Origin of the sequence: Pseudovibrio sp. Alg231-02 (genome assembly GCF_900143565.1) — a bacterium.
GTDB lineage: Bacteria > Pseudomonadota > Alphaproteobacteria > Rhizobiales > Stappiaceae > Pseudovibrio.
This window is the reverse complement of record NZ_FREX01000005.1, coordinates 276,870-298,657: the sequence shown is the minus strand read 5'-3', so window position 1 is coordinate 298,657 and position 21,788 is coordinate 276,870. Positions and strand designations below refer to the sequence as shown.

18 protein-coding genes and 1 tRNA gene are annotated in these 21,788 nt (G+C 49.4%); 13 read left to right on the top strand and 6 right to left on the bottom strand.

From position 1 onward, the window contains the following. Nucleotides 1-9 precede the first annotated feature (9 nt). On the bottom strand, nt 10-492 hold the full coding sequence (locus tag DHN43_RS15690; RefSeq protein WP_244271790.1) for an NUDIX hydrolase: 483 nt from the start codon (nt 490-492) through the stop codon (nt 10-12). Nucleotides 493-745: 253 nt separating this feature from the next. Here DHN43_RS15690 and DHN43_RS27055 point away from each other — a divergent pair, with 253 nt between their 5' ends. Then, the gene (locus DHN43_RS27055; protein ID WP_159096876.1) at nt 746-937 is read left to right on the top strand and encodes a hypothetical protein; all 192 of its coding nucleotides are present in this window, start codon (nt 746-748) and stop codon (nt 935-937) included. Nucleotides 938-1,152: 215 nt separating this feature from the next. On the opposite strand, the gene DHN43_RS15685 is transcribed toward DHN43_RS27055, so the two are convergent. Next, nucleotides 1,153-1,578, bottom strand: coding sequence for a hypothetical protein (locus DHN43_RS15685; RefSeq protein WP_108819202.1), 426 nt, complete (start codon nt 1,576-1,578; stop codon nt 1,153-1,155). Between the two features lie 96 nt (nt 1,579-1,674). Continuing rightward, on the bottom strand, nt 1,675-2,787 hold the full coding sequence (gene tsaD, locus DHN43_RS15680; protein ID WP_108819269.1) for a tRNA (adenosine(37)-N6)-threonylcarbamoyltransferase complex transferase subunit TsaD: 1,113 nt from the start codon (nt 2,785-2,787) through the stop codon (nt 1,675-1,677). 127 nt (nt 2,788-2,914) lie between these two features. Here tsaD and hemC point away from each other — a divergent pair, with 127 nt between their 5' ends. The 9 genes from hemC (at nt 2,915) to DHN43_RS15630 (ending at nt 14,286) form a co-directional block, all read left to right on the top strand. Continuing rightward, nucleotides 2,915-3,838 carry a hydroxymethylbilane synthase gene (gene hemC / locus DHN43_RS15675; protein WP_108819201.1) on the top strand — a complete coding sequence of 308 codons (924 nt, stop codon included), beginning with the start codon at nt 2,915-2,917 and terminating at the stop codon, nt 3,836-3,838. Beyond that, nucleotides 3,838-4,548: a uroporphyrinogen-III synthase gene (locus DHN43_RS15670; protein ID WP_108819200.1), complete on the top strand. Its 711-nt coding sequence runs from the start codon at nt 3,838-3,840 to the stop codon at nt 4,546-4,548. The genes hemC and DHN43_RS15670 overlap by 1 nt, the downstream gene beginning before the upstream one ends. Nucleotides 4,549-4,750: 202 nt before the next feature. Next, on the top strand, nt 4,751-6,661 hold the full coding sequence (locus tag DHN43_RS15665) for a phage tail protein (RefSeq protein ID WP_108819199.1): 1,911 nt from the start codon (nt 4,751-4,753) through the stop codon (nt 6,659-6,661). A gap of 21 nt (nt 6,662-6,682) precedes the next feature. Beyond that, the gene (locus tag DHN43_RS15660) at nt 6,683-8,491 is read left to right on the top strand and encodes a heme biosynthesis HemY N-terminal domain-containing protein (protein WP_108819198.1); all 1,809 of its coding nucleotides are present in this window, start codon (nt 6,683-6,685) and stop codon (nt 8,489-8,491) included. Nucleotides 8,492-8,754: 263 nt separating this feature from the next. Continuing rightward, nucleotides 8,755-8,830, top strand: a tRNA-Thr gene (locus DHN43_RS15655). A gap of 333 nt (nt 8,831-9,163) precedes the next feature. After that, nucleotides 9,164-10,666 (top strand): hypothetical protein, encoded by a 1,503-nt coding sequence (locus DHN43_RS15650; protein WP_063319717.1) that lies wholly within the window; start codon nt 9,164-9,166, stop codon nt 10,664-10,666. A gap of 466 nt (nt 10,667-11,132) precedes the next feature. Continuing rightward, nucleotides 11,133-11,333 (top strand): hypothetical protein, encoded by a 201-nt coding sequence (locus DHN43_RS15640; protein WP_063319715.1) that lies wholly within the window; start codon nt 11,133-11,135, stop codon nt 11,331-11,333. A 291-nt stretch (nt 11,334-11,624) separates the two neighbouring features. Then, nucleotides 11,625-12,842 carry a hypothetical protein gene (locus DHN43_RS15635; protein ID WP_159096874.1) on the top strand — a complete coding sequence of 406 codons (1,218 nt, stop codon included), beginning with the start codon at nt 11,625-11,627 and terminating at the stop codon, nt 12,840-12,842. Between the two features lie 208 nt (nt 12,843-13,050). Then, nucleotides 13,051-14,286 (top strand): HEPN/Toprim-associated domain-containing protein, encoded by a 1,236-nt coding sequence (locus tag DHN43_RS15630; RefSeq protein WP_108819196.1) that lies wholly within the window; start codon nt 13,051-13,053, stop codon nt 14,284-14,286. 351 nt (nt 14,287-14,637) lie between these two features. Here the strand turns inward: DHN43_RS15630 and DHN43_RS15625 are convergent, their stop codons facing one another. Together DHN43_RS15625 and DHN43_RS15620 are read right to left on the bottom strand one after the other, a co-directional pair. Further along, nucleotides 14,638-16,122, bottom strand: coding sequence for a pentapeptide repeat-containing protein (locus tag DHN43_RS15625; RefSeq protein WP_108819195.1), 1,485 nt, complete (start codon nt 16,120-16,122; stop codon nt 14,638-14,640). Nucleotides 16,123-17,332: 1,210 nt separating this feature from the next. Beyond that, a complete protein-coding gene (locus tag DHN43_RS15620; RefSeq protein WP_199914817.1) occupies nt 17,333-17,647 on the bottom strand; it encodes a Rha family transcriptional regulator in 315 nt (104 codons plus the stop codon). Nucleotides 17,648-18,085: 438 nt separating this feature from the next. On the opposite strand from DHN43_RS15620, the gene DHN43_RS15615 reads away from it, so the two are divergent. From DHN43_RS15615 to DHN43_RS15605, 3 genes are all read left to right on the top strand, one after another. Next, the gene (locus tag DHN43_RS15615; protein ID WP_063319711.1) at nt 18,086-19,438 is read left to right on the top strand and encodes an AlbA family DNA-binding domain-containing protein; all 1,353 of its coding nucleotides are present in this window, start codon (nt 18,086-18,088) and stop codon (nt 19,436-19,438) included. A gap of 1,043 nt (nt 19,439-20,481) precedes the next feature. Beyond that, nucleotides 20,482-20,745, top strand: coding sequence for a hypothetical protein (locus tag DHN43_RS15610; protein WP_159096870.1), 264 nt, complete (start codon nt 20,482-20,484; stop codon nt 20,743-20,745). A 32-nt stretch (nt 20,746-20,777) separates the two neighbouring features. Then, a complete protein-coding gene (locus tag DHN43_RS15605) occupies nt 20,778-21,125 on the top strand; it encodes a hypothetical protein (protein WP_159096868.1) in 348 nt (115 codons plus the stop codon). A gap of 308 nt (nt 21,126-21,433) precedes the next feature. Here the strand turns inward: DHN43_RS15605 and DHN43_RS15600 are convergent, their stop codons facing one another. Further along, the gene (locus DHN43_RS15600; RefSeq protein WP_108819192.1) at nt 21,434-21,724 is read right to left on the bottom strand and encodes a hypothetical protein; all 291 of its coding nucleotides are present in this window, start codon (nt 21,722-21,724) and stop codon (nt 21,434-21,436) included. Nucleotides 21,725-21,788: the final 64 nt, after the last annotated feature.

Below are 21,788 nucleotides of genomic sequence, written 5' to 3'. Positions count from 1 at the left end.
TTGTTTTCCTTATTGGGTGATGTTCAGTCGTTCACACAGTTGCTCAAGAGGGATATCGAACCCTCCGTGCATTGTTAGCTTGGACTTAGTTTCGTTGTCTGCCAAATCAACCCAGAAGAAGCGAAAGAGGATAGGATCTCCACCGTCATTTGGGCTCATTTCGTAATGATCCCAAGTCTGCTTTGCTTTTTCCTGAATTTTGAGATGGAAAAATTTGCGGCGGTGTAGCTCCGGACCTGAGGTGAGGGCATCGTCATACAGGAAGTCATGCCCTGTAAACTGTTCGAGTGCGCCGGAAACACTCAGACCGGTTTCTTCTTCAAACTCGCGTTTGGCGGCCTGTAGATAGCTTTCGCCCGGATCCAGTGTTCCACCTGGCACCTGCAATGTGCCTGCGATGTCGGTTTCCGGTTCGTCAAAAACGAGAAGATGTGTGCCGCAGGTCATGTAGACGTAGGCTTTGTGCCGAGGCTGCAATGTCGTTTCCACCATGAATCAATCAAATCAATGTTGTTTGAATTTGGCAGATGTTATTTGCAGGAGTTTGTTGCAAGCAAGGCGTTATAGCAGTTTGCACATAATAAGCAGCATGACACGCGCTTTAGCGCCGCATGGTTTTACCTGCAGCGTGGAACGGAATGCCCCGAAAGTTCGGGTGTGAGCAAGGCGAGCAGGCAGTGCCTGCGCATTGTAAGTAAATTAGTTTCTTCGGCATTGGCTGCTCGCCTTGCCCGGGCGTTTTTGTATGAAACAAGATCTCCTCCGAAAGGCATTGGGAGCAGGCACTGTCAGCAACGCACAAGACTTGCCAGAGGCAAATGCGATTGTCGAAAACAGTTCAACGCCTGCCAGTGTAGACGCCCATCGGGTGACCAGCTTCCGCTTGGTCCCTGCACTAAAGACTTTCAAGGGGTGTTTCAACGAACCCGCCGGGTGATGCGTTACTTCACCCGGTAGCCCCGCCCAGCCCACGCCGCACTGATGGTCGGTCCATCAGCTGCCCGAATACGTGAGCACAACACTGAGAATAAGTGTGGTTGAGAGCAGGGGGATAAGTTTTTAGCGCTTCAGAACTGAAAAATCCCGCAGGCGAGGCGGGATTTTGGAAGTATCATGCTGATTGGTATAGTGGTGCCCTGAAAACTGGAAAGGTTATTGTTTGGTTTTCGATGCAATCCTCCACCATGTATAGGCAGCAATGCCGAGGATACAAATTCCTGCGAAAACGGGATCTATAAAGCTCAAGTTTAATTGTGCGCCATTTAGTAAGTTGTCGTTAATGTACTGCCGAATAAAGGGCTTTGAGTCCAAGGCGACGCCTAGAGCGGCATAAATAAATAAAAAAGTACATACACCAATGGCTTCTTTAATTTCTGGTCTCAGAGGCTTGGTGATTTTGGCGGATATCAGAGAAGAGGCGCCAGAAACTATTGCAATTAATAGATAGACAAGAACAAGGAAAACAGCAGCAAACAGCCCCATCCGCCAATTGATCAAACCAGAGATGATGCAAACTGCTAGAGGCACCCCAAAAAAAAGCCAGCGGGAGGCTTTTCTTTGATCAGATTTATCCAGCATTCTGTATTTCCTAGTTATCGGGCTTACGCTAGGCACGGTATTGAATTTTTGTCGGGAGGGCTACTGCCACAATCTGCTGGTGAGTATCTTCGCTGATTATACCTTCGCGCCTTTGCGACCGAAACCAACGACGCTTTCGGAGATCTTGTCCAGGGGCCAGCGTGGGCGTGGGGCTTCGTTCATGTCGTCGCCCTTACCGTTTTGCTCTAGAATGGATGGGTCTTCGGCAACGAGTTTTCTCAGGCGCTCCGCTCCAGCCCATGCAATCATTGCGGCGTTGTCTGTGCACAGTTTGTGCGGTGGTGCGATTAATTCTGCACTATGTTCCGCGGCAACCTCGTTGAGACGAGTGCGAATTGCTTCGTTTGCTGCGACACCGCCCGCGATAACCATTTTGACAGGCGTATCCGGATAGCGCTCTTTGAATAATTCGAAGGCTCGTGCACTGCGTTTTCCGAGAACATCCGCGACAGCTTCCTGGAAGGAGGCGCACAGGTTGTTGACGGTTTGCTCGCTGACAGGCTCTTCTTTTAAGGCGGCGGTGCGCACTGCTGTCTTCAACCCGGCAAAAGACATGTCGAGGCCGGGGCGGTCCAAAAGTGGGCGTGGCAGTTTGTAGACGGTTGGATCACCAAGTTTTGCAGCTTTTTCTACAGCCGGACCACCGGGATATGGCAGGCCGAGCAGTTTGGCTGTTTTGTCAAACGCTTCACCAATCGCATCATCAATGGTTGTGCCCAATCTTTCGTATTCCCCAAGAGCTTTTACGAGGAGATACTGGGTGTGTCCGCCGGAGACGAGGAGCAGCAGGAATGGGAATTCAACCTGATCCGTCATGCGTGCGGTGAGGGCGTGACCTTCCAAATGATTCACTGCAATCAATGGCTTATCGATTGCCATGGCGATAGATTTTGCTGTCATCAAGCCCACGATGACGCCGCCAATGAGGCCGGGGCCAGCGGTTGCAGCAACTGCGGATAGATTAGAGTACTTCACATTTGCTGTTTTCATCGCCTGATCTACGATACCATCCAGCAACTGAATGTGGGCGCGCGCCGCAATCTCTGGTACAACACCGCCGAACGGTGTGTGCTCATCGATTTGAGAATGCACCACGTTGGACAAAATTACGCATTTGCCATCTTGATCAATCTCAAGGACAGCAGCGGCAGTTTCGTCACAACTCGTTTCTATGCCGAGGATGGTCAGCACGTTTGGTCTCCTTTGGCCGCTTGGTTTTTGTCGTTCTCTCATGCGCAAAGCATGGTTGATTTCGCGGGCCGATGATTTTATGTCGCTCATCTAACATGAGCCCCTAGCATTGGGAATGTGATCCTTGCAAACAAAACCTATAAGAATTGGTACACGTGGAAGCGCCCTGGCACTGGCCCAGGCGTATGAAACACGCGCTCGTCTCGCGAAGGCACACGGGTTAACCGATGATGACTTCGAGATTGTTGTTATAAAAACAACGGGAGACCAAATTCAAGATAGGCCTCTTTCCGAAGCAGGCGGCAAAGGCTTGTTCACTAAGGAAATTGAGGAAGCTTTGCTGGATAAGTCCATTGATCTGGCAGTTCATTCTTCCAAGGATATGCCGACAGTGCTGCCGGATGGTCTGGGCATGACCGCTTACCTTCCACGTGAAGATGTGCGCGATGCTTTCATTTCTCCAAAGGTTGAAAAACTGACAGATCTTCCACAGGGTGCTGTGGTCGGGTCTTCCAGTTTGCGTCGTCAGGCACAGATTAAGCGTCTGCGGCCTGATCTTGATGTGGTGATGTATCGCGGTAACCTCCAGACCCGTTTGCGCAAGCTCGGTGAAGGTGTGGTTGACGCAACCTTCCTTGCTTACGCTGGTCTGCGACGTCTGGGACAAGGTGATCTGGTGACGTCTTTGATGGATGTGGAGCACTTCCTTCCTGCTGTCGGGCAGGGCGCGATTGGTATTGAGGCGCGTCTTGGTGATGAAGAGACTGCGCGCATTCTTGCGCCGATCCATCACGCAGAGACTGAAAGCCGCCTTTTGCTGGAGCGTGCTTATCTGGCTGAGATGGATGGTTCTTGCCGTACGCCGATTGCTGGTCTCTCTCATGTGGAAGGTAATCGTATCCGTTTCCGCGGTGAGGTGATCAAACCGGATGGCAGCCAGACGCACACAGTTGAAGGCGAAGGCCCGTTAAGCAATGCTGAAGAGATTGGCCGCGAGCTTGGCAAAGAGCTGAAGGCGAAGTCTGGTCCAAACTTTCTGGAGCTCTAATGAAAATACTCGTGACCCGTCCTCAGCCTCAGGCAGATAAAACTGCACAGAAGCTGATTGCTATGGGACACGAGGTGATTGTTGAGCCGATGCTGAGTTTCCAGCCGCTGACCGTTGACGGTGATGTGGCTGGGGACGCCAAAGCGATTGCTGTGACGAGCGCGAATGCCATTGAAGCCCTTGTCTTCAATGGTCTTGTTTCACAGCTACAGCACCTTCCTCTCTATTCTGTGGGTGAGGCGACAGCCAAAGCTGCAGAGGCTTCCGGTTTCCAAGAGATCATATGTGCGGATGGGGATGTTGATTCCCTTGGCGGACTGATTGCGGACAGCAAACAGGCGGGGCCTGTCTTTTACCCTGCAGCGATTGACCGCAGTGGTGACCTGGCCGGACAACTGGAGCAGCAGGGCATTGCCTGCCGTATGGTGGAGGTCTACCAAATGGCTGCTGCGACTGGCTTTTCTGAGAAAACCCGTGAACTGATTGCAGCAGGGATGCTGGATTGTGCGTTGTTTTATTCTCCGCGAACAATTCAAATTTTTCTCAGCCTTTCAAATCTTGAAAAAACCATAGTGTTTCTTAACTCTATGAAAGCATTATGTGTTTCTAAGCGGGTTGCAGAGCAAGCTGGAGCGTTTGGCGAGGTTTTTACTGCGAAAACGCCGCGTGAGGATAGCTTGTTTGAACTTCTCAATGGTTCGATAAGTTGAGAGGAAGTGATTTGCACTTCTCTGAGCCCTATGGAGAAGTCGCAGTTTGTTTGGCAAGGTGCTAATTCTCCCTGATAGCAGTTTGCTAAAGGGATGCTTATGTTAAGAAAGAGGCCTCTTAAGAGGCCTTGTCGAGATTGCGTGACTATGAAAATTGGCGCGGCTGGAAACTGCTTGAAACGCGCCATTCTAGGAGGTTTTGATGGCTGCTGATGACAAAAAGGGTGGGGCGTCCACCGGGGCAGGCTCGGGTGGTGGAACATCATCACGGAAATCTCCGCTCTCCAGTGGATCCCGAAAGCCTGTCACGATTGACCTGCCTGCGAAAGACGTTTCCAAGACTGATAAGCCTGCCGCGAGCGCTGGTCCTGCGGCCAAGCCTGCTGCGAGCAAGGCGACTTCTACCAAGGCGGGCTCTGTGCCGCCAACTGGCAAACAACAATCACAATCTTCTGCGAAGCCTGAAAATACTGAAGCGACCAAAACTGCTGCTAAGCCTGCAACAGGTGCTAAAACTGCTACGGGCGCTCAGTCTGCCTCAACAACAGCCAAGCCGACTGCTGCTGCAAGCGCAAAGACCGCTGCTGATGAGAAGAAGGATGCTGCTGCATCCAGCACAGTAAAGCCTTCTGCTACGAAGACGACAGGTGCCAGCAAAACTGCTGCCGCGAGCAAAACCTCAACCACTTCTGCTGCGAAAGAGCCTGTGAAGGGCAAGGCTGATAAGGCTGGTTCGGGTGGCAAGGATACGCCTCCACCACCGCCTCCTTCTGGCAAAGGTCCCGGCGGGCCTGCTGATAAGCCTCCGCATCCGCCCAAGCAAGGCGCTGGGTTTGGCGCAATGATTGCTGCTGGCGTTATTGGTGCGCTGATTGTTGCTGGTGCTGGCGTTGGTCTGCATCAGGTTGGCATGCTTCAGATGATTGGCGCCGGCTCTGGCCAGAATGCGACCGAGGTTCAGGCTCTTCTGGAAAGCTCCAAGAACCGCTATTCGCAGCTGAGTCAGGAAATTACGGCGCTGAAAGATCATGCGGCGGGTAGTTTTGCGGCTAAGGAAACCATTCAGAACCTGACTGATCAGCTGGATGCGATCCAGAAAGAAACCAGCAGTAAATTGAGTGATGCGACTGCTGGTGTGACCGCGAAGGTGCAAGAGCAGGTTTCGACGCTTGGCGCTGAGATTAAAGAGCTGAACGAGCTGATTTCCAACGGTGCTGCCGGTGATGGTGCTGCTGTTGCCAGCATGAAGAAGACACAGGATCAGCTGGTAAAGCAGGTTGCTGATCTGACCGCAGCGTCTCGAAAAAATGCTGAGCAGGTTCTCAAGGGTATGCAAGGCAGTCTGACGGATTTGCAGAAGCAGTTTCAGGCTTTGAAAGAAGCGCCGACACAACTGAAGGATCTGAGCTCACAGTTGGCTGTGACTGGTTCCAAGGTGGATGAAGCGCTAGCACAGATTGGCAAGTTGACGGCTGAGCAAAAAGTTCTTGAAGGCAAGATTGAAGCGCTGACGCAGGCGAATGCCGAGACAACACAGCAGATTACTGCACGTGTTGACCGGTTGGAGAAGGCTCTCGGCACTGCAAGTGCGCAGGAGCGGGCGGCGCGTGCAATCGCGATTGCCTCTTTGCGCAACGCAGTTGATTCTGGTGAGACCTATGAGGCGGAACTGGCTGCCGTTGAAGCGGTGCTGCCAGGGGATGCTGCTGAGTTAGCGCCACTGAAGGCAAGTGCTGCGAGTGGTATTCCGTCCTCTGCCGCGTTGATTGCCGGATTTGGTAAGGTCGCGCGTGATATGAGTGCGGTGTCGCTGACGAGTGAGAATGATGATGTGGTTGATCGTCTGTTCTCCAGTGCCAAGTCGCTGGTTTCTGTCCGGACGCCGACTGACAGTGATGGCACGAGTTCCGGCGAGTTGCTTGGCACGATGGAATCCCGGGTTTCTGCGGGTGATCTTGCCGGAGCGATTAAGGCTTATGATGCTTTGCCAGAACCGATGCAACAGGTTGGTGCAGCGTGGGCAGAGCAGGTGAAAGCCCGTTTGGCAGCAGATGAATTGGTGAAGAAAATCACCGCTCAAGTTTTGAAGTCGCTTGTTTCTGAAAACAAGTAGTATCGGAAAGGAGCGAAGGACATGGTCCGCGTTCTCATCTTTTTCGCGTTTGTATTTTTGCTGGCTCTCGGTGGAGCCTGGATGGCAGACCGTCCGGGCGTCGTTACGCTTGAATGGCAAGGGTATGTTGTTCAGGCAAGCTTGCTGACAGCTGTTGTTGCGTTTGGTGCTTCCATTGTGGCGTCCATTGTGGCTTGGGGCTTCTTCCGGTTGATCTGGAAGTCGCCAACTCTGGTTTCCCATTTCATGCAGAGCCGCCGGAAAGACAAAGGCTACGATGCCCTGTCTCAGGGGCTGCTGGCCCTTGGCTCTGGCGATACGCTACATGCGCGCAAGTTTGGCCTGAAGGCGGATAAACTGCTGGACGGTAACGAGCCTGCTGCACGCTTGCTTCTGGCACAGGCCTCTCAGCTGGATGGCGATCATGCAGAGAGCCGTCGCCGGTTTGAGGCGATGCTGGAAGATGATCGCTCCATGGCTGTAGGCTTGCACGGCCTTTACATTGAAGCGGAACGGGAAAGTGAGCCTGCAGCCGCACGCCATTTTGCTGAGGAAGCCTTTAATCTGGTTCCGGGTTTGCGTTGGGCTGGCAATGCCGTGCTTGGGTATCAGGCCGTTTCTGGTGACTGGGAAGAAGCCATTGCAACGCTTGAGCGCAACTATGCTGCTCGCATGCTGGACAAGAAAACTCTTCGCCGCCAGAAAGCTGTACTGCTAACTGCGCGTGCTCTTGAGCTGGAGAATGAGAACCCGGATCGTGCACGCACGCTTGCCGTCGAAGCGCATGGCCTTGCTCCTTCACTAGTACCTGCTGCGATTGTTGCAGCTCGTTTGCGGACACGCTCAGGTGAGGTGCGCAAAGCCAGTAAGATCCTTGAAGCGACCTGGAAGTTAAGCCCGCACCCAGACCTTGCTGACGCTTATGCTCATGTTCGTCCGGGGGATTCCGTCACGGATCGTCTGAGCCGCGTCAGAACACTGGCAAGCATGCGTGCTTATTCTTCTGAGGGCGCGATTGCGATTGCTGTTGCTGCGATTGAAGCCAAGAAGTTTGATGAAGCACGTGACCAGCTCAAGCGGGTTCTGCGCTCTGAGCCAACGCAACGTGCGTTCTTGCTGATGGCTGATCTTGAAGAGCGCGAGCATGGTGATCAGGGCCGCATTCGTGAGTGGTTGTCCCGTGCTGTACGTGCGCCAAGCGATAAAGTCTGGACTGCGGATAGCATTGTCTCTGCCAACTGGGCGCCTGTTTCTCCAAAGACTGGCCGTGTGGATGCCTATGAGTGGGCAGCACCGGAAGGGGCTGTGGATCAGGAGCAGTTGATTGAAGTCATCGATGACAAGCTGTTTGAACCACCTGAACTGGCAGCTCCTGTACAGGTTCTGAAGGAACCGGTGGAGGCGGATATCGTTGTGCCGAAACCGCAGGAGGAAAAGAAGCCTGCTGCAGTGAAGGACGAGCCTGTGGAGGCACCGGCGGAAAAGCCTGACATTGCTGAACCTGTTGTTGTGACAGAGACTGTTAAAGAGCCATCTGCTGAGAAAAAACCGGATGAGCAAGCCAAGACTGAAGAACCTCGTGCGACTGTCGTACCTGTGGAATCTTCCAGTTGGGCGCCGACCAAAGCCAATGAAAAGGCTGCGGACAAGGCAGAGGACCCTTCCAAGACCGAGAAGGAAGCTCCGAGCTCGCCGGATGACAAACCTGAGAAGAAAGATGAGAAGCTGGTGGAGTTCCCGCTTTCTCAGCTTCCTGATGACCCAGGACCTGAACCAGATGATGAAGATCCGAAAACTCCAAAGGATCAGAGTTTCAGGTTCTTCCGCTAAGGGCGTGTTCCGTTTGATTGGATTCAATCAAACGAGAAGAATTCGCTAGGCCAAATATGTTAGAGCGCGATGCGTGAATGCTAATGAACGCGACGTGCTCTAAGAGACTTGGACAGGCAGGACGCGTGCTCTTTGTTGCGTCTCCTGCCTTCGTAGATTGATGGTGGATGCATTCTCTGCCATTGCAAATCATACTTGCATCTTATTGGGAGCTTGGGTATCAAACTTCCACTTTCCGGCACACCCCTTGTGCCAGTTGGAACGCCGCTGTAGCTCAGATGGTAGAGCACGTCATTCGTAATGATGGGGTCGAAGGTTCGAGTCCTTTCAGCGGCACCAGTTAATTCAATAGGTTAGCGCAAGCTCTTGGAGATCGTCTTCGAGGGCTTTTTTGTTGGGGTGTACCTCAGGGTATACCTTTTGAAGGTGCTGGGGCTCTCAGGCAATTTCTGGCTTTGGGTAGTGATCTGCGGCGCATGCTCATGTTCAACTGGCATCGTGCCGTGAATTTAGACCACGTTTTAATCTGCTGTCTATTCATAGACCGAGTAGTGCTTATGCCTGCAGTAAAGGCCTAGCATCATTCGGCAGCCAAGGCCTTGCGCACTTCGAAGGAATCTCTGACATTGACGGTAGTTGATTGCGAAGGGTGCAATTCAGGGTGGGTCAATCATGCGAAAAACACAAATCGAAGAAATCAGTCTCGGAGCTGCTGACCTCGCCAGTTCGGCAACTGATTTGCTTGGGTACTTCAACAGCTCCACCGAGAGTGGCAGTGTTTACTTCAATGTGAAGAAAAACATACATGGGACAGATATCAGTTACGCGGACTGTCTTAGCCGAGTAGTCGTAGTCGCAGACATTTCCGAGACGTTCGGGAAGTCGAACCATTCCCTCCTTGTTCCCTTGCCTCGGATTTTGCAGTTGAAGCAAGCGATAGACGGTTCGAAACAGCACCTTGATACCCTCGCCAACCAATTTCGGCAGATTGTCCAAGGCGGTGGAGGAGTAGGATCCTTCAACTATGACAACTTTCACCTCCAAACCGTTAATGGTCAAAACCATGACTTCAGGGCTTTTTTTAAGAACTTCTGTGACACAACTGAAAGCCTACTAGAGGCATTTTTCAGTATCTTAGTCGTCTTGCGGCCCTCCAAGGCAACCTTCAGCTTTCAAGCGGCGGCGAATGCCTTGTCTTCCTTAGTACAGAGTTCGAGTGAGGAAATTGAAAAACTGCGGACTGAAAACATGGAGCTTAAAAAAGCTGTTGCGGACGCTTTGACAAAGGCATCTGACACAAGGACTGCGTGGGAAGAGGCTGTTCGCTTAAAAGATGAAAGTGCGAAGGAACGCAAAACTATCGGCGAATATCTTGCCGACGCCACGGAGAAGAAGGCTTCTATCGATTCCATTCAATATTTGGCATCGTCTTTAGAGGATGAAGTGACGCAATACCAAAACAACTTTGACGGCTTCGACAAGCGACTCAAAGCTCGTAATGCTGACTTTGAAGAAGGGAACCAAATCCAGAGGCAGCTCTTTGAGAGGTTTCAAGAACAAGAACAGTCGGTCACTGACCTAATCAATCAGAGTGAGGGTATGCTGAAGGGGGCTACGGTTGCAGGGCTTGCAAGTAGCTTCTCAACCGCGCACGAAGAGCTTGGAAGGCAACTTCTGTGGGCAAGGATAAGCTTCTATATTGGAATATTTTTCCTATTCATATCAGCTGTTCCTTTGATGGTTTATGTGTTTCTGCCTATCCTTGTCCCCTTCTTGCAAGGAAGCTTTCCAGAGTTGGCGAGCATCGCTTCGACTAACAGTCCGCAAACCGAAGTTACAGGATGGCAGTATCTAGGTCAGGTTATGGCTCGTTTCATCATCTTGCTTCCTGCCGCGTGGTTTGTTTCCTTTTCAGCGATACGCCATTCTTCTTTGTTCCGACTTCGTGAGCACTATGCCTACAAGTACTCGATGGCCGTTTCTGTTGAAGGTTTCCAGAAGCAAGCTAAAGGCTATGAGAACGAAATCGCAGCTCTTGTCTTGGAACAACTTGCCTTCAATCCTGCTGATAAACTCATTCCCTCAAAGGACATCAAAGAAGGAAAAATCCCCCAACCGATGCTAAATCTATTTTTAGAAAGATTTCGTTCGGGTTTAGATAAAGAAACTAAGTGAAATTAGCGACTGCTCCGGTATCAAAGTCCTGGCTTTGTTCCAGGTCAAGTTGAGTAACTTCATACTGTTCCGAGGGAGGTTTGAAGCTCGCTCTGAAAGGCCGTTACGGATTTGAGTTATAACCCACTGCTTAGTCTCTGAATGAATCCTATAGTGCTACTTGTAGGGGCTTGCGCTTGTTTCCCCCGCTATTGACAGCTCCAAGATTTCACACCATGTTATTTCACAGCTGGCCTAAGGTCGGTGAGCGCATCAAACAGAGGTGCGCGGGAATTGGCGTTCCTACTAACCAAAAGGCGTTCCCACCACGCCACGACTCTTTGTGAGCGTGGTTTTCTATGGTCGGGCGAATGAGAGCACGTATGTGCGCCGCTTCCTTTTGGGCGGTAACGCCAATCTTGTTCTGCCCGACCACCAGAAATTGGCGTTTCTTTCGTCGGGTTTTCAAATCAAAAGGAAACCGGCTATGCATACTTCAAGCGATTTCTCAGACCAGACAAACAGCTTGCTCCAAGTGGCAGTAGACTTCGTTGCCCAGCGCTGTGAGGTCAACTCTGTGGGAGAGATGATCCATCTACATGTGATCCTCACCCAAGATGAAATGGACCGGCTAGCACTCTTTGGTGCAATGGTTGATGAGCTGGAAGATCCTGACAGCTATGAGTAAGTTGCTGACTATCAATACTTGCAGCGATTATTGAAGCGTATCTTTCCATGAACTTAAAGGGTCCTTGGGGTGGTCTACGGCTTGGGGCAAATGCCACTTCAAAAATTGCTATGCGGACTTTACTGCACTGCAGGGGCTTAGGCAGATGAAAGTCCGCCGCTAGTGTCAAGGGGGCAGAGCTGGAGATTAATCTCTTGCGTGGCCATTTAGGATGTCGAAATACCTCGCCCATTGGTGATATTGGACCTAAACGGTATCGCATGAGTTTTTGTCAAAACTAGAGGTGATGATTTGAGCGACGTGAACGACATTTATTTGGATGGAAAATCGTTCGGTGATCTGTCTATGACTTGGCACCACGCATGCACTCTATGTTTTGCCAACGGTGATTTGTATCGCCGAACTGTGAAAACAGCGCACCCCGTAGTTAGGCAAAAGATGCTCGAATGGTGCGATGATCCAGATACCGAAATAAGCTATCTACTCGCTCCCGGCGAAAATGTTCGGCGCAGGCTCCATATACAAGGCTACACTGATGAGCGTTGCCGCGACCTTTGGGAGCGGGAGTACCAAAAGCACATTGCTTACCTTGAAGAGATGAGCGGAAAACATGATCTGCAACATGAAATAGCTGCTCAAAAAGGTCTTTCGTTCGACGACTGGATAGAACGGGCCAACCAGTTGGATCTAGATCACTGGGCGCGACGCGGTGTCATTGAGTTTGATTTGAACGACATGTATGCCAGCTTGGCGTTAGAGCTCCAGTATTTCAATCCAGAGTACGTTTGGACTGACCTCGCATCTTTTTCTGATGATTTCGCCGAGGAACTGACGGTCCATCAAAATCTCAGGCGATTGCATCAATTTGAAGATGAGCATCAAGAGTTCATTCGTGAAACCGGTACAGTCCTCATTTTGACAGAGGGTAAGTCTGATACCGAAGTATTGTCGATAGCTATTCAGGCTATGTATCCAGAGTTTTCTGATCTATTCCAGTTTGTAGATTTTCAGGAATTTAGCATTCAAGGTGGCGCATCTATGCTTACCAAGATGGTCAAGGCGTTTGCAGGTGTCAGGATGGATCAGTCCATATTAGCCCTGTTTGACAATGATGCAGCAGGACTGGCGGAACGGCAACATGTCGATCGCATCAAGGCTTTGCCGCAAAACATCAAAACGATGGTACTCCCAGAGCTTGAACTTGCTAAAGATTATCCAACGATCGGGCCTGAAGGGGAGCGGCACATGGATGTAAACGGCGCTGCTAGCTCGATTGAATTGTTCCTAGGAAAGATAGCTTTGACTGATCGGAATGGTGAACTTCATCCTATTCGTTGGACGGGGTGGAACACTCAAATCAAACGTTATCAAGGGGCGTTAGAAAACAAAGATGACATCACGAAGCGGTTTTTGACCAGAATGAAGAAAGGTGGAGATCCGATTGCCCTTCGGACTGAATTTTCCGAGTTAGATCAGTTGCTAAGATCTATTTTTAGTGCGTTTCACTAGCCCTCACTTGCAGTGTCAAGCATCGTGTTGCGAGCCAAGCAACTGCATTGGTAGAAGCGGACAGTCAAACAGTTTGGAGCGAAATACGAATAAAGCGGAATGAGAAGCTCCCAGGTCGTTTGCCCAAGATGGCATTCGGGTTCAAATTTTGCTACTCACTTTATTTTTTCAACTATACTTTGGCTCGTTCAGCGTGCTACCCAGCGGCATGGGAAGTTATTGCGAACTAAGATTTGACGATCTCTATATCGACACTTGGAAGTCGAGCGTTCCAGACGACATGATATCACTTTTTCAGGAAAACGAGCGGTTGGTCGTACCTGACGAAGAAGATCCGGAAGCAGGGTGGGATAGTATCCTTTACGAAGCTCAAAAGGAGGATGTACTCCTTAGGCTTGAGCTCATGGGTATCACTCTTGAAAACTCCAAGGCTGCATTCCAAGAATGGCACACTGCAAAGCTATATACTTACAAGGAGTGGGTAGCTGATGGCAGTGACTGGGCAGCAGAAACCCTAAAAGCTCTCGAGAAATTTTCTCTTGATGAGTGGATGCGGCGCTGCCGATCAGTCATTAAAAAACGATATTCTTTGGACCGTGACGAAGAGCCTGAAGACGAAGTGGAACGACAAATGTTGGATACTTTTTCCAACGAAAGTTGGCTCTTCTTTTCGTGTGATGATGTTAGATTTGTCTACAGGTTGATTCTAGAGGCCTGCTCGGACGTGGAACTGATATCTCTCGATGTTTCAGCATTGGTTGGCGGGGGTTACTACGACGAAGGGTTTTGTTTGATCGCGGAAGCTCGCAAGCCTGACGCCCTCAAACGATCAATTTTAGAACCCGTAGTGATAATGGCCGAAGGCAAGACCGACATGCAGGTGCTTAAGGCATCGCTGACTGCGCTCTATCCTAATGTTTCAGAGCTGTTTTCCTTCTTCGATCATGACACATTGAACGTAGATGGCGGAGCCAGCTTTCTGCTCAAATTTTTGAAGGCATTTGCTGCAGCTCGTACGCCGATGAAGATCCTAGCGCTGTTTGATAATGACGCGGCTGGGCGTTTGGAGTTCGAAAAAATCAAACAGTTAGCGCTCCCATCCAATATCCGCGCGCTTTGCTTGCCAGAGATTGAGTTGGGACGTTCGTATCCAACTGTCGGACCTCAAGGCGTACATACAGTGGATGTGAATGGGGATGCTGTTGGTATCGAGATGTTTATGGGGCGACATAACCTTTGTAATGAAAGAGGCGAATTGCTTCCGATCAGATGGACGCACTACTTTTCTAAAGCACAGTCATATCAAGGTGAGATTTCGGAAAAAGAAAGAGTTCAGAAAGCATTCTTTGCAGACATCGCCGTCGCAGATAACAGTGTAGCGGCACGTGAACGATTTCCAGAGTTAAATCTTTTGTGGCTGGCGATTTTCGATCAGATAAAATGAAAATGACATTTTCGGAACCCTCGCCTGACGAACTTTGATGTTTGCTTTTTACGTTACTGAACAGGGAGTTTGCGCCCGTTACGAATTTTCGCTTTCTGACCTCAAGCAACAAGCTAAATGTGGGCGCCCTGAAGTCGCAATCTTGCTCCTATTAAGGCTGTGACACGTAAAGGTAAAGCGTTCGCTATGGGCTCAAATCAGCCTTGAGTTAGCTGTCCAGCAATCACTTTGCGTTTCACCGCTGCTGTGGTATTGGTCCGCCCAGAGCTTCAGAGTGCCTAGAGCACCAGAGAGCCGATCCCCCACTTAATTACTGCAGGCTTCATCAAGTGAACTTTGCTATTTGCTTTGCTAGATCCGGAAACGGTTCCTGAGTGCTAAGCCAATCAAGAAAACAAATACGAGCCCTAGGGTTCCTTCGGTAAATCCAGTCAATGATAGCACTGCTGAATGATAGTCTTCACCAAATAGCGCCTCTCTTGCCAGCCTGCCTTCGTTGCGAGCAAAGCCGAAAAAGGGAAGTAGCAAGCTTGCAGAGTAAACAAACGCGCTAGACCAGCTCGCACCTTCTTTGATTGCAAGCAATTGAAACACACCAGAGAACGCAAGCAATGTGGCTAGCAAGCCGATTAATGGACGGCTAATACTGCGCCCAAAGTTGCTGAAAACTTCATATACGTAGTTGGGCATCAGACGGAGCAAACGTACAAGCCGACGTCGCTGGAGTTCGCCAATTAGGTGTAACCTTACTTTACCGAACTGTTTGGAATTGAAAATGGGCCGGATTGCAGTTCGTAGCTTCATAAGAGGCTGTGTGTGCAAATGTTCTGGAATCTCAGTAGACCGGGCAGCCTTCATTTCCTGAGCAAAGAATTCTTGTTCAAGCTCGTGGTCTTTAGATTGGGTTGCCATTTCCTTCAGGCGTCGTAGACGATCTGCATCTTCATCAGCAAACTCGATTGGTCGTTCAATTGTTGCACCACGTAAGGTCACATGATGCCCAAGGGCTGTCTGGCGAAAATCTGGAATGCAAAGGAACTTTGCTCTAGATATGTCCAGGCTTCCATTGAATTTGCTATGCCTGAATGTAGCTTGCCTCTCAAACCTTGCCGCGTAGAAGGAGGCGAGCATTTCGAAAGTTGATAGCTCAAAACTTGTATCGGCGTGAAATTGTGCGTGGCCAAGAGAGGTTATGCCTTCAAAGTCGCAATCTACAAGCTGTGAACCAGCTCTGAAAACTGTGCCCGGGAAGTTGGCTGATTTATGAAATGTAGTGCTTTCAAAGCGACAATTTTTAAAAAATTCCGCATCTTGAAAGTTAACTTCCCTCCAAAATAGTACTTCGATGAATGAAGCGTAATGGCAGAATTTTGATTTGTGGAACGTTGCTTCGCCAGAAAAGATGGTTTGCTTAAAATTGGCATCCTCTTTGAATTGGGCCTGAGCGAAAGTACATACCTTTTTAAACTTGGTTTGAGGAAAGTAGACTTTTCCTTCAAAACGCGAATGCTGAAATGAAACTGGCTGTATGAACTGAGCATTAGCAAAGTCTGTTTCAGACTTGAATTGCACGCCATTGAAGCGTGCTTCTCCTTGGAATGTCGCATTTTTGAAACGCGCATTTAGTAATGTTGCATTGGCAAAATTTACCTTTCCAGTAAAAACGAAGTTCTCAAAGTTCGCCGACCCTTCTTCTTCTTTTTTTGGAATGTTGCCTTCAAATAGAACCTCCCAATCTTTACCTTCTTGTCTGGCCCAACGGTTCCATTCAACAGCACCACGTTTCCACAACGCATATGCATCATCACCTGCAAGTAACCTTTGTTTTCTGGACATTTTGATCTCACCTGTCGCGCAGAAGGCGATGTTCGTAGAAGTAGTTTTTGTATGATGGACTCTTGTTAAGGCTGAGTTCAACAGCGGATTAAACTGATCAGCCTTTTTTAGCGGGGCTTAGCAGAATGTTACTTGGCTTCCTAAGCTCTGACTTGTGCTGTTAGCTTGGTTTGATCGCATACTTAGAGGCAAACTGTTGATGCTGGTGATGTGCCTTGAGGGGGCGTTTTAAAGCGTGCAGCAGTTCGATTTGAACTTCTGCCTATGGTTGTGACATCTGAGGGCGTTTCCTACTCTATACGGGCTTCTAAGTCTTAGGAAGCGTAGTCCTGCTTCCCTCTCTGCTTGAGTGCTCTTGAGGGGGGGGGAATGGAGCGGCTAGCGCTCGTTGGCACGATGGTTGCTGAGCTGGAAGATCCTGATAGCTATGCGCAGGTCAGAGATGTTGGTGCTTGTCTAAGTGGTAGACTCTGTGTGTGCTTATTGTCTGCTCACTCTGCCTGACAACTAACAGCGTTTGGGCAGCACTCTGAGGGGGAGATACTGTATGCTTTGCCGTCCTCTTGGTGTCCCTATGCTGTCCTCGCGGCTTAAATTTATTTTCAACGGCATAAGGTTAGAGTGAGTTCCCGTGTCCCTGTTCTGACCTTCTGTTGTTTGGTTGAGTTGCTGTCGTGCCTCTGTCGCACTTCGCTGAAACTGGAGGTTATTAGCCCGTGAAATTGAAGGGGTATATCGGGTTCTCTTTTGTCGCGATATCCGGTGGGTGTCTGTCGCGCATGTAAAGGCAAGAACTTTGCTAACTCCTTGGCTGGCTCATGCCTCAAATGCATGGGCGTGCCTGTTTGTGTTCTGCCTCTGGGCCGCTTCCTGCTTCTGCGTCCTGATATCGAGTGTAATTACAAATAGTTGTCGGGCTTCCCGCTGTGCCGCTTTGAGGCACGGCTACCGGCTACCTAAGCTTGGTTGATCAGCTGGTTGCCCCGGTGGCAAGAGCGCGGCTTAGATATTGATTTCATTTGCTCATACCTGGTTGCTTTGCCGGTTGCCATCTGCCCTGCTTCGCTCTTCCCCCACGGGGTAACAGCAGTCATCTCCTCGTTCCTCTTCAACCTTCAGCAGGAATCGGGGTGCCGAATTATTTTCGTATCCCCCAAATTACCCTTCAACAAAGTAGAACATTGAATTAATTGACGTTTATGCAAGCTCTTCAAGTTCCTGCCACCGGTCTACTAGCCTTGCGCAGTTTAACATTGTAGCCAGCAATCAATGTGAAGGTCAGGTCTTTGGGCAATTTGTAGCCCTTTTGGGCTCGCCCATAGCTGTCTTTTGAGATGTGCCCAAATTTGGACCGATCTTCTGACAGGTCATTCAGCATCTTCTCAATGTCACGAAAGACGTGTTTGTGCTGCTTGCCTGTATACTCAGCAAGCTCGCGACTGCACATTGTTAGAGGGTGTTTGCTATTCCGCTTGCTGATTGGTTTGCGGTCTGGTTTGTCGCAGGCTGGCTTAAAATTATACAACTCACTGTAACCACGCAGCTTTAGCCGCTTACTCGTTTTCAGAAAGCGCACCTCGCCTTGAAAGGTGGTCGCTCCTATCTGATCGAGGAATTGGTTTGCGCTTCACCGCTGCTGTGGTAATGAATTGAACAGAGCTTCAGAGTGCCAAGAGCACCAGAGAGCCACAGAAGTCAGTAAGCAGGCTTTCGTTTGAGCCGTACTGTACTCAGTGAACATTTGCTAACCACTCTCTTGTTCCAAGCATTTATCAAGCACGCTCCACAAAACTTGTGCGTTTTAGGATATCCCAACGTTCCAGTAAGCAACAGTTTCTTAGTGGCTCACAGTGAGCTGCTGTTTGTTGTCAGTAAGCGAGAAATGCATTGAACTCTCTATAATTAACAGATCAAATCACATCTCGTGTAATTTACATTTCAAGATAAAACGTGAGTATTGATCATGGTTATTGAGGTCAGTCGTGAGAGACTAAAGGATTTGCTCGTCGACCCAAGAGAATCCCCTGACTTTGAGGTGAAAAACTGGCTTGATTTGCAAGGGTCTAATGAGGATAAGGCTACTGTGGCCAAAGCTATTCTCGCTATCGCCAATAGTGGAGGAGGGTTTGTAGCTTTAGGTCTTCTTGAAACGGATGCAGGTGTTGTCGAGGCAGAAGGACGTCCTGCTGATTTCGAGGGATATAGCCAAGACCTAATTAATGGCATCGTTCACAATTACTGTGATCCTCCCTTCCATTGCGCCGTCCATATTGTCCCAAGCCCTGAGGGTGCTCTGTATCCAATCGTGGTTGTTCCCGGGGGACATCGCGTTCCCGTCCGCGCTCGTCGGGCGGGGCCTCATGGAAACATCGTAACTAGCAATGCAATCTATGTCAGGAAGCCTGGCCCCCGAAGTGAAACACCTCAGAGTGCTCAGGAATGGGACGCTCTTCTTGATCGTTGCTTGCGTAATCGACGTGATGACATGTTCGATCAGATAAGGGATCTGATCACTGGGGCTGTTCCCCAAATAGAGCGTGAGGCAGAGCCTGCTGCTCTTGAAGAGTGGACCAATGCGAGTCACTTGCGATGGGAACACCTCGTAGAGCCGTTGGCAGAAAATTCTGGCCCTCGATTTCCGCATGGAAGCTATTGCTTTGCATATGAAATTATCGGTGAACGTCGACATATTACTCCAGCTCAATTTTCTGAGTTGCTAAAGCGAAGCGAGACGCGATATACCGGATGGCCTCCTTTTTGGTATCCGACAAGAGAAGGGATTGAACCTTACCCAATAGATGGTTCTGTTGAATGTTGGCTTGGCGGCGACCCCCAAATGCGCATTCAAGACAACGATCCCGCTCACTCGGATTATTGGCGTGTTAGTCCTGAAGGCTTTGCTTTTTTGCTGAGAGGGTTTCAAGAAGATGGAGACGACCTTGATCTTCCACCCGCAACAGCGTTTGATGTCACGCTCCCTATTTGGCGGGTTGGTGAAACGCTTCTTCATGCTAGGAGACTAGCAAATAATCTTTTTGAAGGAACAGCTACAATCCGCTTCTCGGCTATTTATTCAGGCTTGGCGGGTAGAGCATTGACTAGTATCGAAGGTCGAAGGCTGATGCGGCAAAGGAGAGTTGCTCGTCAGAACACAATTGAACTAAGCACACATATAGATGCAAACTCTATTGATCCTAATCTGCCGGAGATTGTGCAGCCACTTTTGTCACCGCTTTATGGACTTTTTGATTTTTTTGAGCTGCCAATGCAGCTTGTGACCGAAGAACTATCTCGGATGAGAAGTGGAAATTTTTAATCCTTATAATAATCGACATTCTACTGCTGGCATATTTTATATACAGCAGTAGTTGGTTTTCATATTGGTGATGACGTAGTGTTGGAGCAATTTTTCGGTTTCTTACAACAGTCCCCTTGATCCAACTCACTATTCTGATGCTAGCTCTATCTAGAGCACCAGAAAGTCCGCACTAGCCGTTTTAGGCCTGTTCTGGGCGCTTTCTCATCCTTGCTTTGATTAATCCAGTTCATTTGCCTTGAAGGCGCCTCATTATGGCTTCTGGCGCTTGTGCTGTGTTACGCTGGGTGTTTTAAAGCGTGCTGCAGTTCGATACGGACTTCTGCCTATGGTTGTTGGCGTCTGAGAGTGTTTCCTGCTCTATACGCGCTTTCTAAGCCTCAGGGCGTGTAGTCCAGCTTCCCTCTTTGCTTAAGTGCTCTTGAGGGGCAAAATGGAGCGGATGCCGTGATAGGGCTGAACTTTGTCGTTTTTCAGCTTTAAAGGCCTTGCTTACCTTCCCTTTTTAAAAGGCCCGTAGAAGCAGAAAAAGGATATGCAATCAATCCATTACACCTGTTTGGGTGAGGGAGTTGTCCTCTGCTTCTCACTCGCTTTTTAGAGCGGTTGGAAAGCAACGCCAAGCGGATAGAGGGAAGATCGGCCAAATGCAGCCAAAATGCGAAACTGGGCGAGTACGTTAAAAGGGGGCGGTTTTACATGTTTTGAAGGTTGGGGCTTTGATTTACTTAATCTTTTTCGTCTGAACCTGTCATGTAACCCCGCTATTTTTTCAGCTGTAACGGGCCATAACGTGGGCTCCGCCACCGCAGCAAACTGAAAAAAGCGAAATACGGTCCCTAAACCGGGGGGCTGGTTAGAATCAAACCTAAGAATGGTGCTTAGAGTGCCTTCATAATTTGCGTTTTGTTGCTGCACTTATGGAAGCTAAAGTTCATTCTTTGTTTCCAATTGTTCTGCTAGTTTCCATGGTAGCAATTTTAAGTTGTCCCCAAGTAGCGTTGACTGTGAGAGACTGCTATTGCTAATTTGAGGCAGATTTAATGCGTAATTATTCATATACATTTGAAAGTTCGGACTCAATGTCGTGGAAAATGATCATGGGAATTGCTGCCATATCAAAGGCCGCAATCGTCGGTGCAACTCTTGGTTTAGCAACTCTTGGCGCTTTGAATGTAACCCATGCAGCTGAGGCAGTGCAGTGGCTGAATGAAACTAAGTCTGAGTTGTTCTTCGATTATTTTGCAATTGGAGGCGGCGTGTTTGGCGCTATTGGCCAAACAGTTAAGATTGTGTTTTTTAGATAAGATATCACTGGTTTGCGATGTTGGAACGTGTAGTGATCGTAGCTTTTTTTCCCAGTAATAATGTTGATTTAGCTAAATACTATCTATTTTGGATTTTGCTTTTCATGTTCATCAATATTGTGTGGGACTTTTTCTCTAAAGCGACTGATAAGTTTACAATCGGCGCCTTAAAAACAAAGCATGATACGCTATATGCGGCCGCAACATTCGCTAGCTCGTTACTGCTCCTCATATCTGTGTTTGAACCATCTGTAAAAGTGGTGATGGGCACGACACACATTCCAATCATTCTTGCGGGCTGTAGTGGTTTGCTGCAAACAATCTCAGCCCTATGCCCTTATGATGCTAGGCGCGCGCGGCAAGAACCTTCCCCTGCTTAGCCGTTCTATGTTCTAGTTTAGGCTGGTTATCGGTGACCTGAACTAGAGCTCGCTCGCATCATTAAACGAAAGACTGGTGTGCCTTACTCGCCATTTGAGTAACCACGCTTGGCCTCTCCGTAGTTTTGCGCTGACACCATGCGATAGCGCAGGTTACTGATGATATTGTAAGGGCCTTAAGGGGCTACTCGATTACGATCATCTTCTGTTTTGCTGTGAGCTTGGAAGATTGTTCTTGCATCGTTATGTCCTTGTGTTGAGGTTTGCGACGAGGCTGCGGAGCAAGCGCCAGAGGCGCGACCTCTGGACTACCAGTGCCTCCACCCCAATTGCTTAAGGGCTACCTGATCCCACTCCCACATTTCCAAGGCAGTAGGGCGCTGTAGTTTGAGCTGTCCAGCTCGATTGCGGATTGCTGCTTCAGTTCTGCCAAGTCGTTTGCCAATAGCTTCCGCGCTGATGTCGTCATGCCAGCCAATCCGCAATGTGTCATCGTCTTCTTCAGTCCATCGGCGCTTGGGACCGGTCACACCTGAGACTACCCGGATCTTTGCTCCACGCTGCTGTGCTGCTGCTCGAAAATCGATCACGCTAGCCATTTTCAATTCTCCAATCACCTGACGGATAAAGCTGTCTGAATAAAAGGGGCGTGTTTATTATATT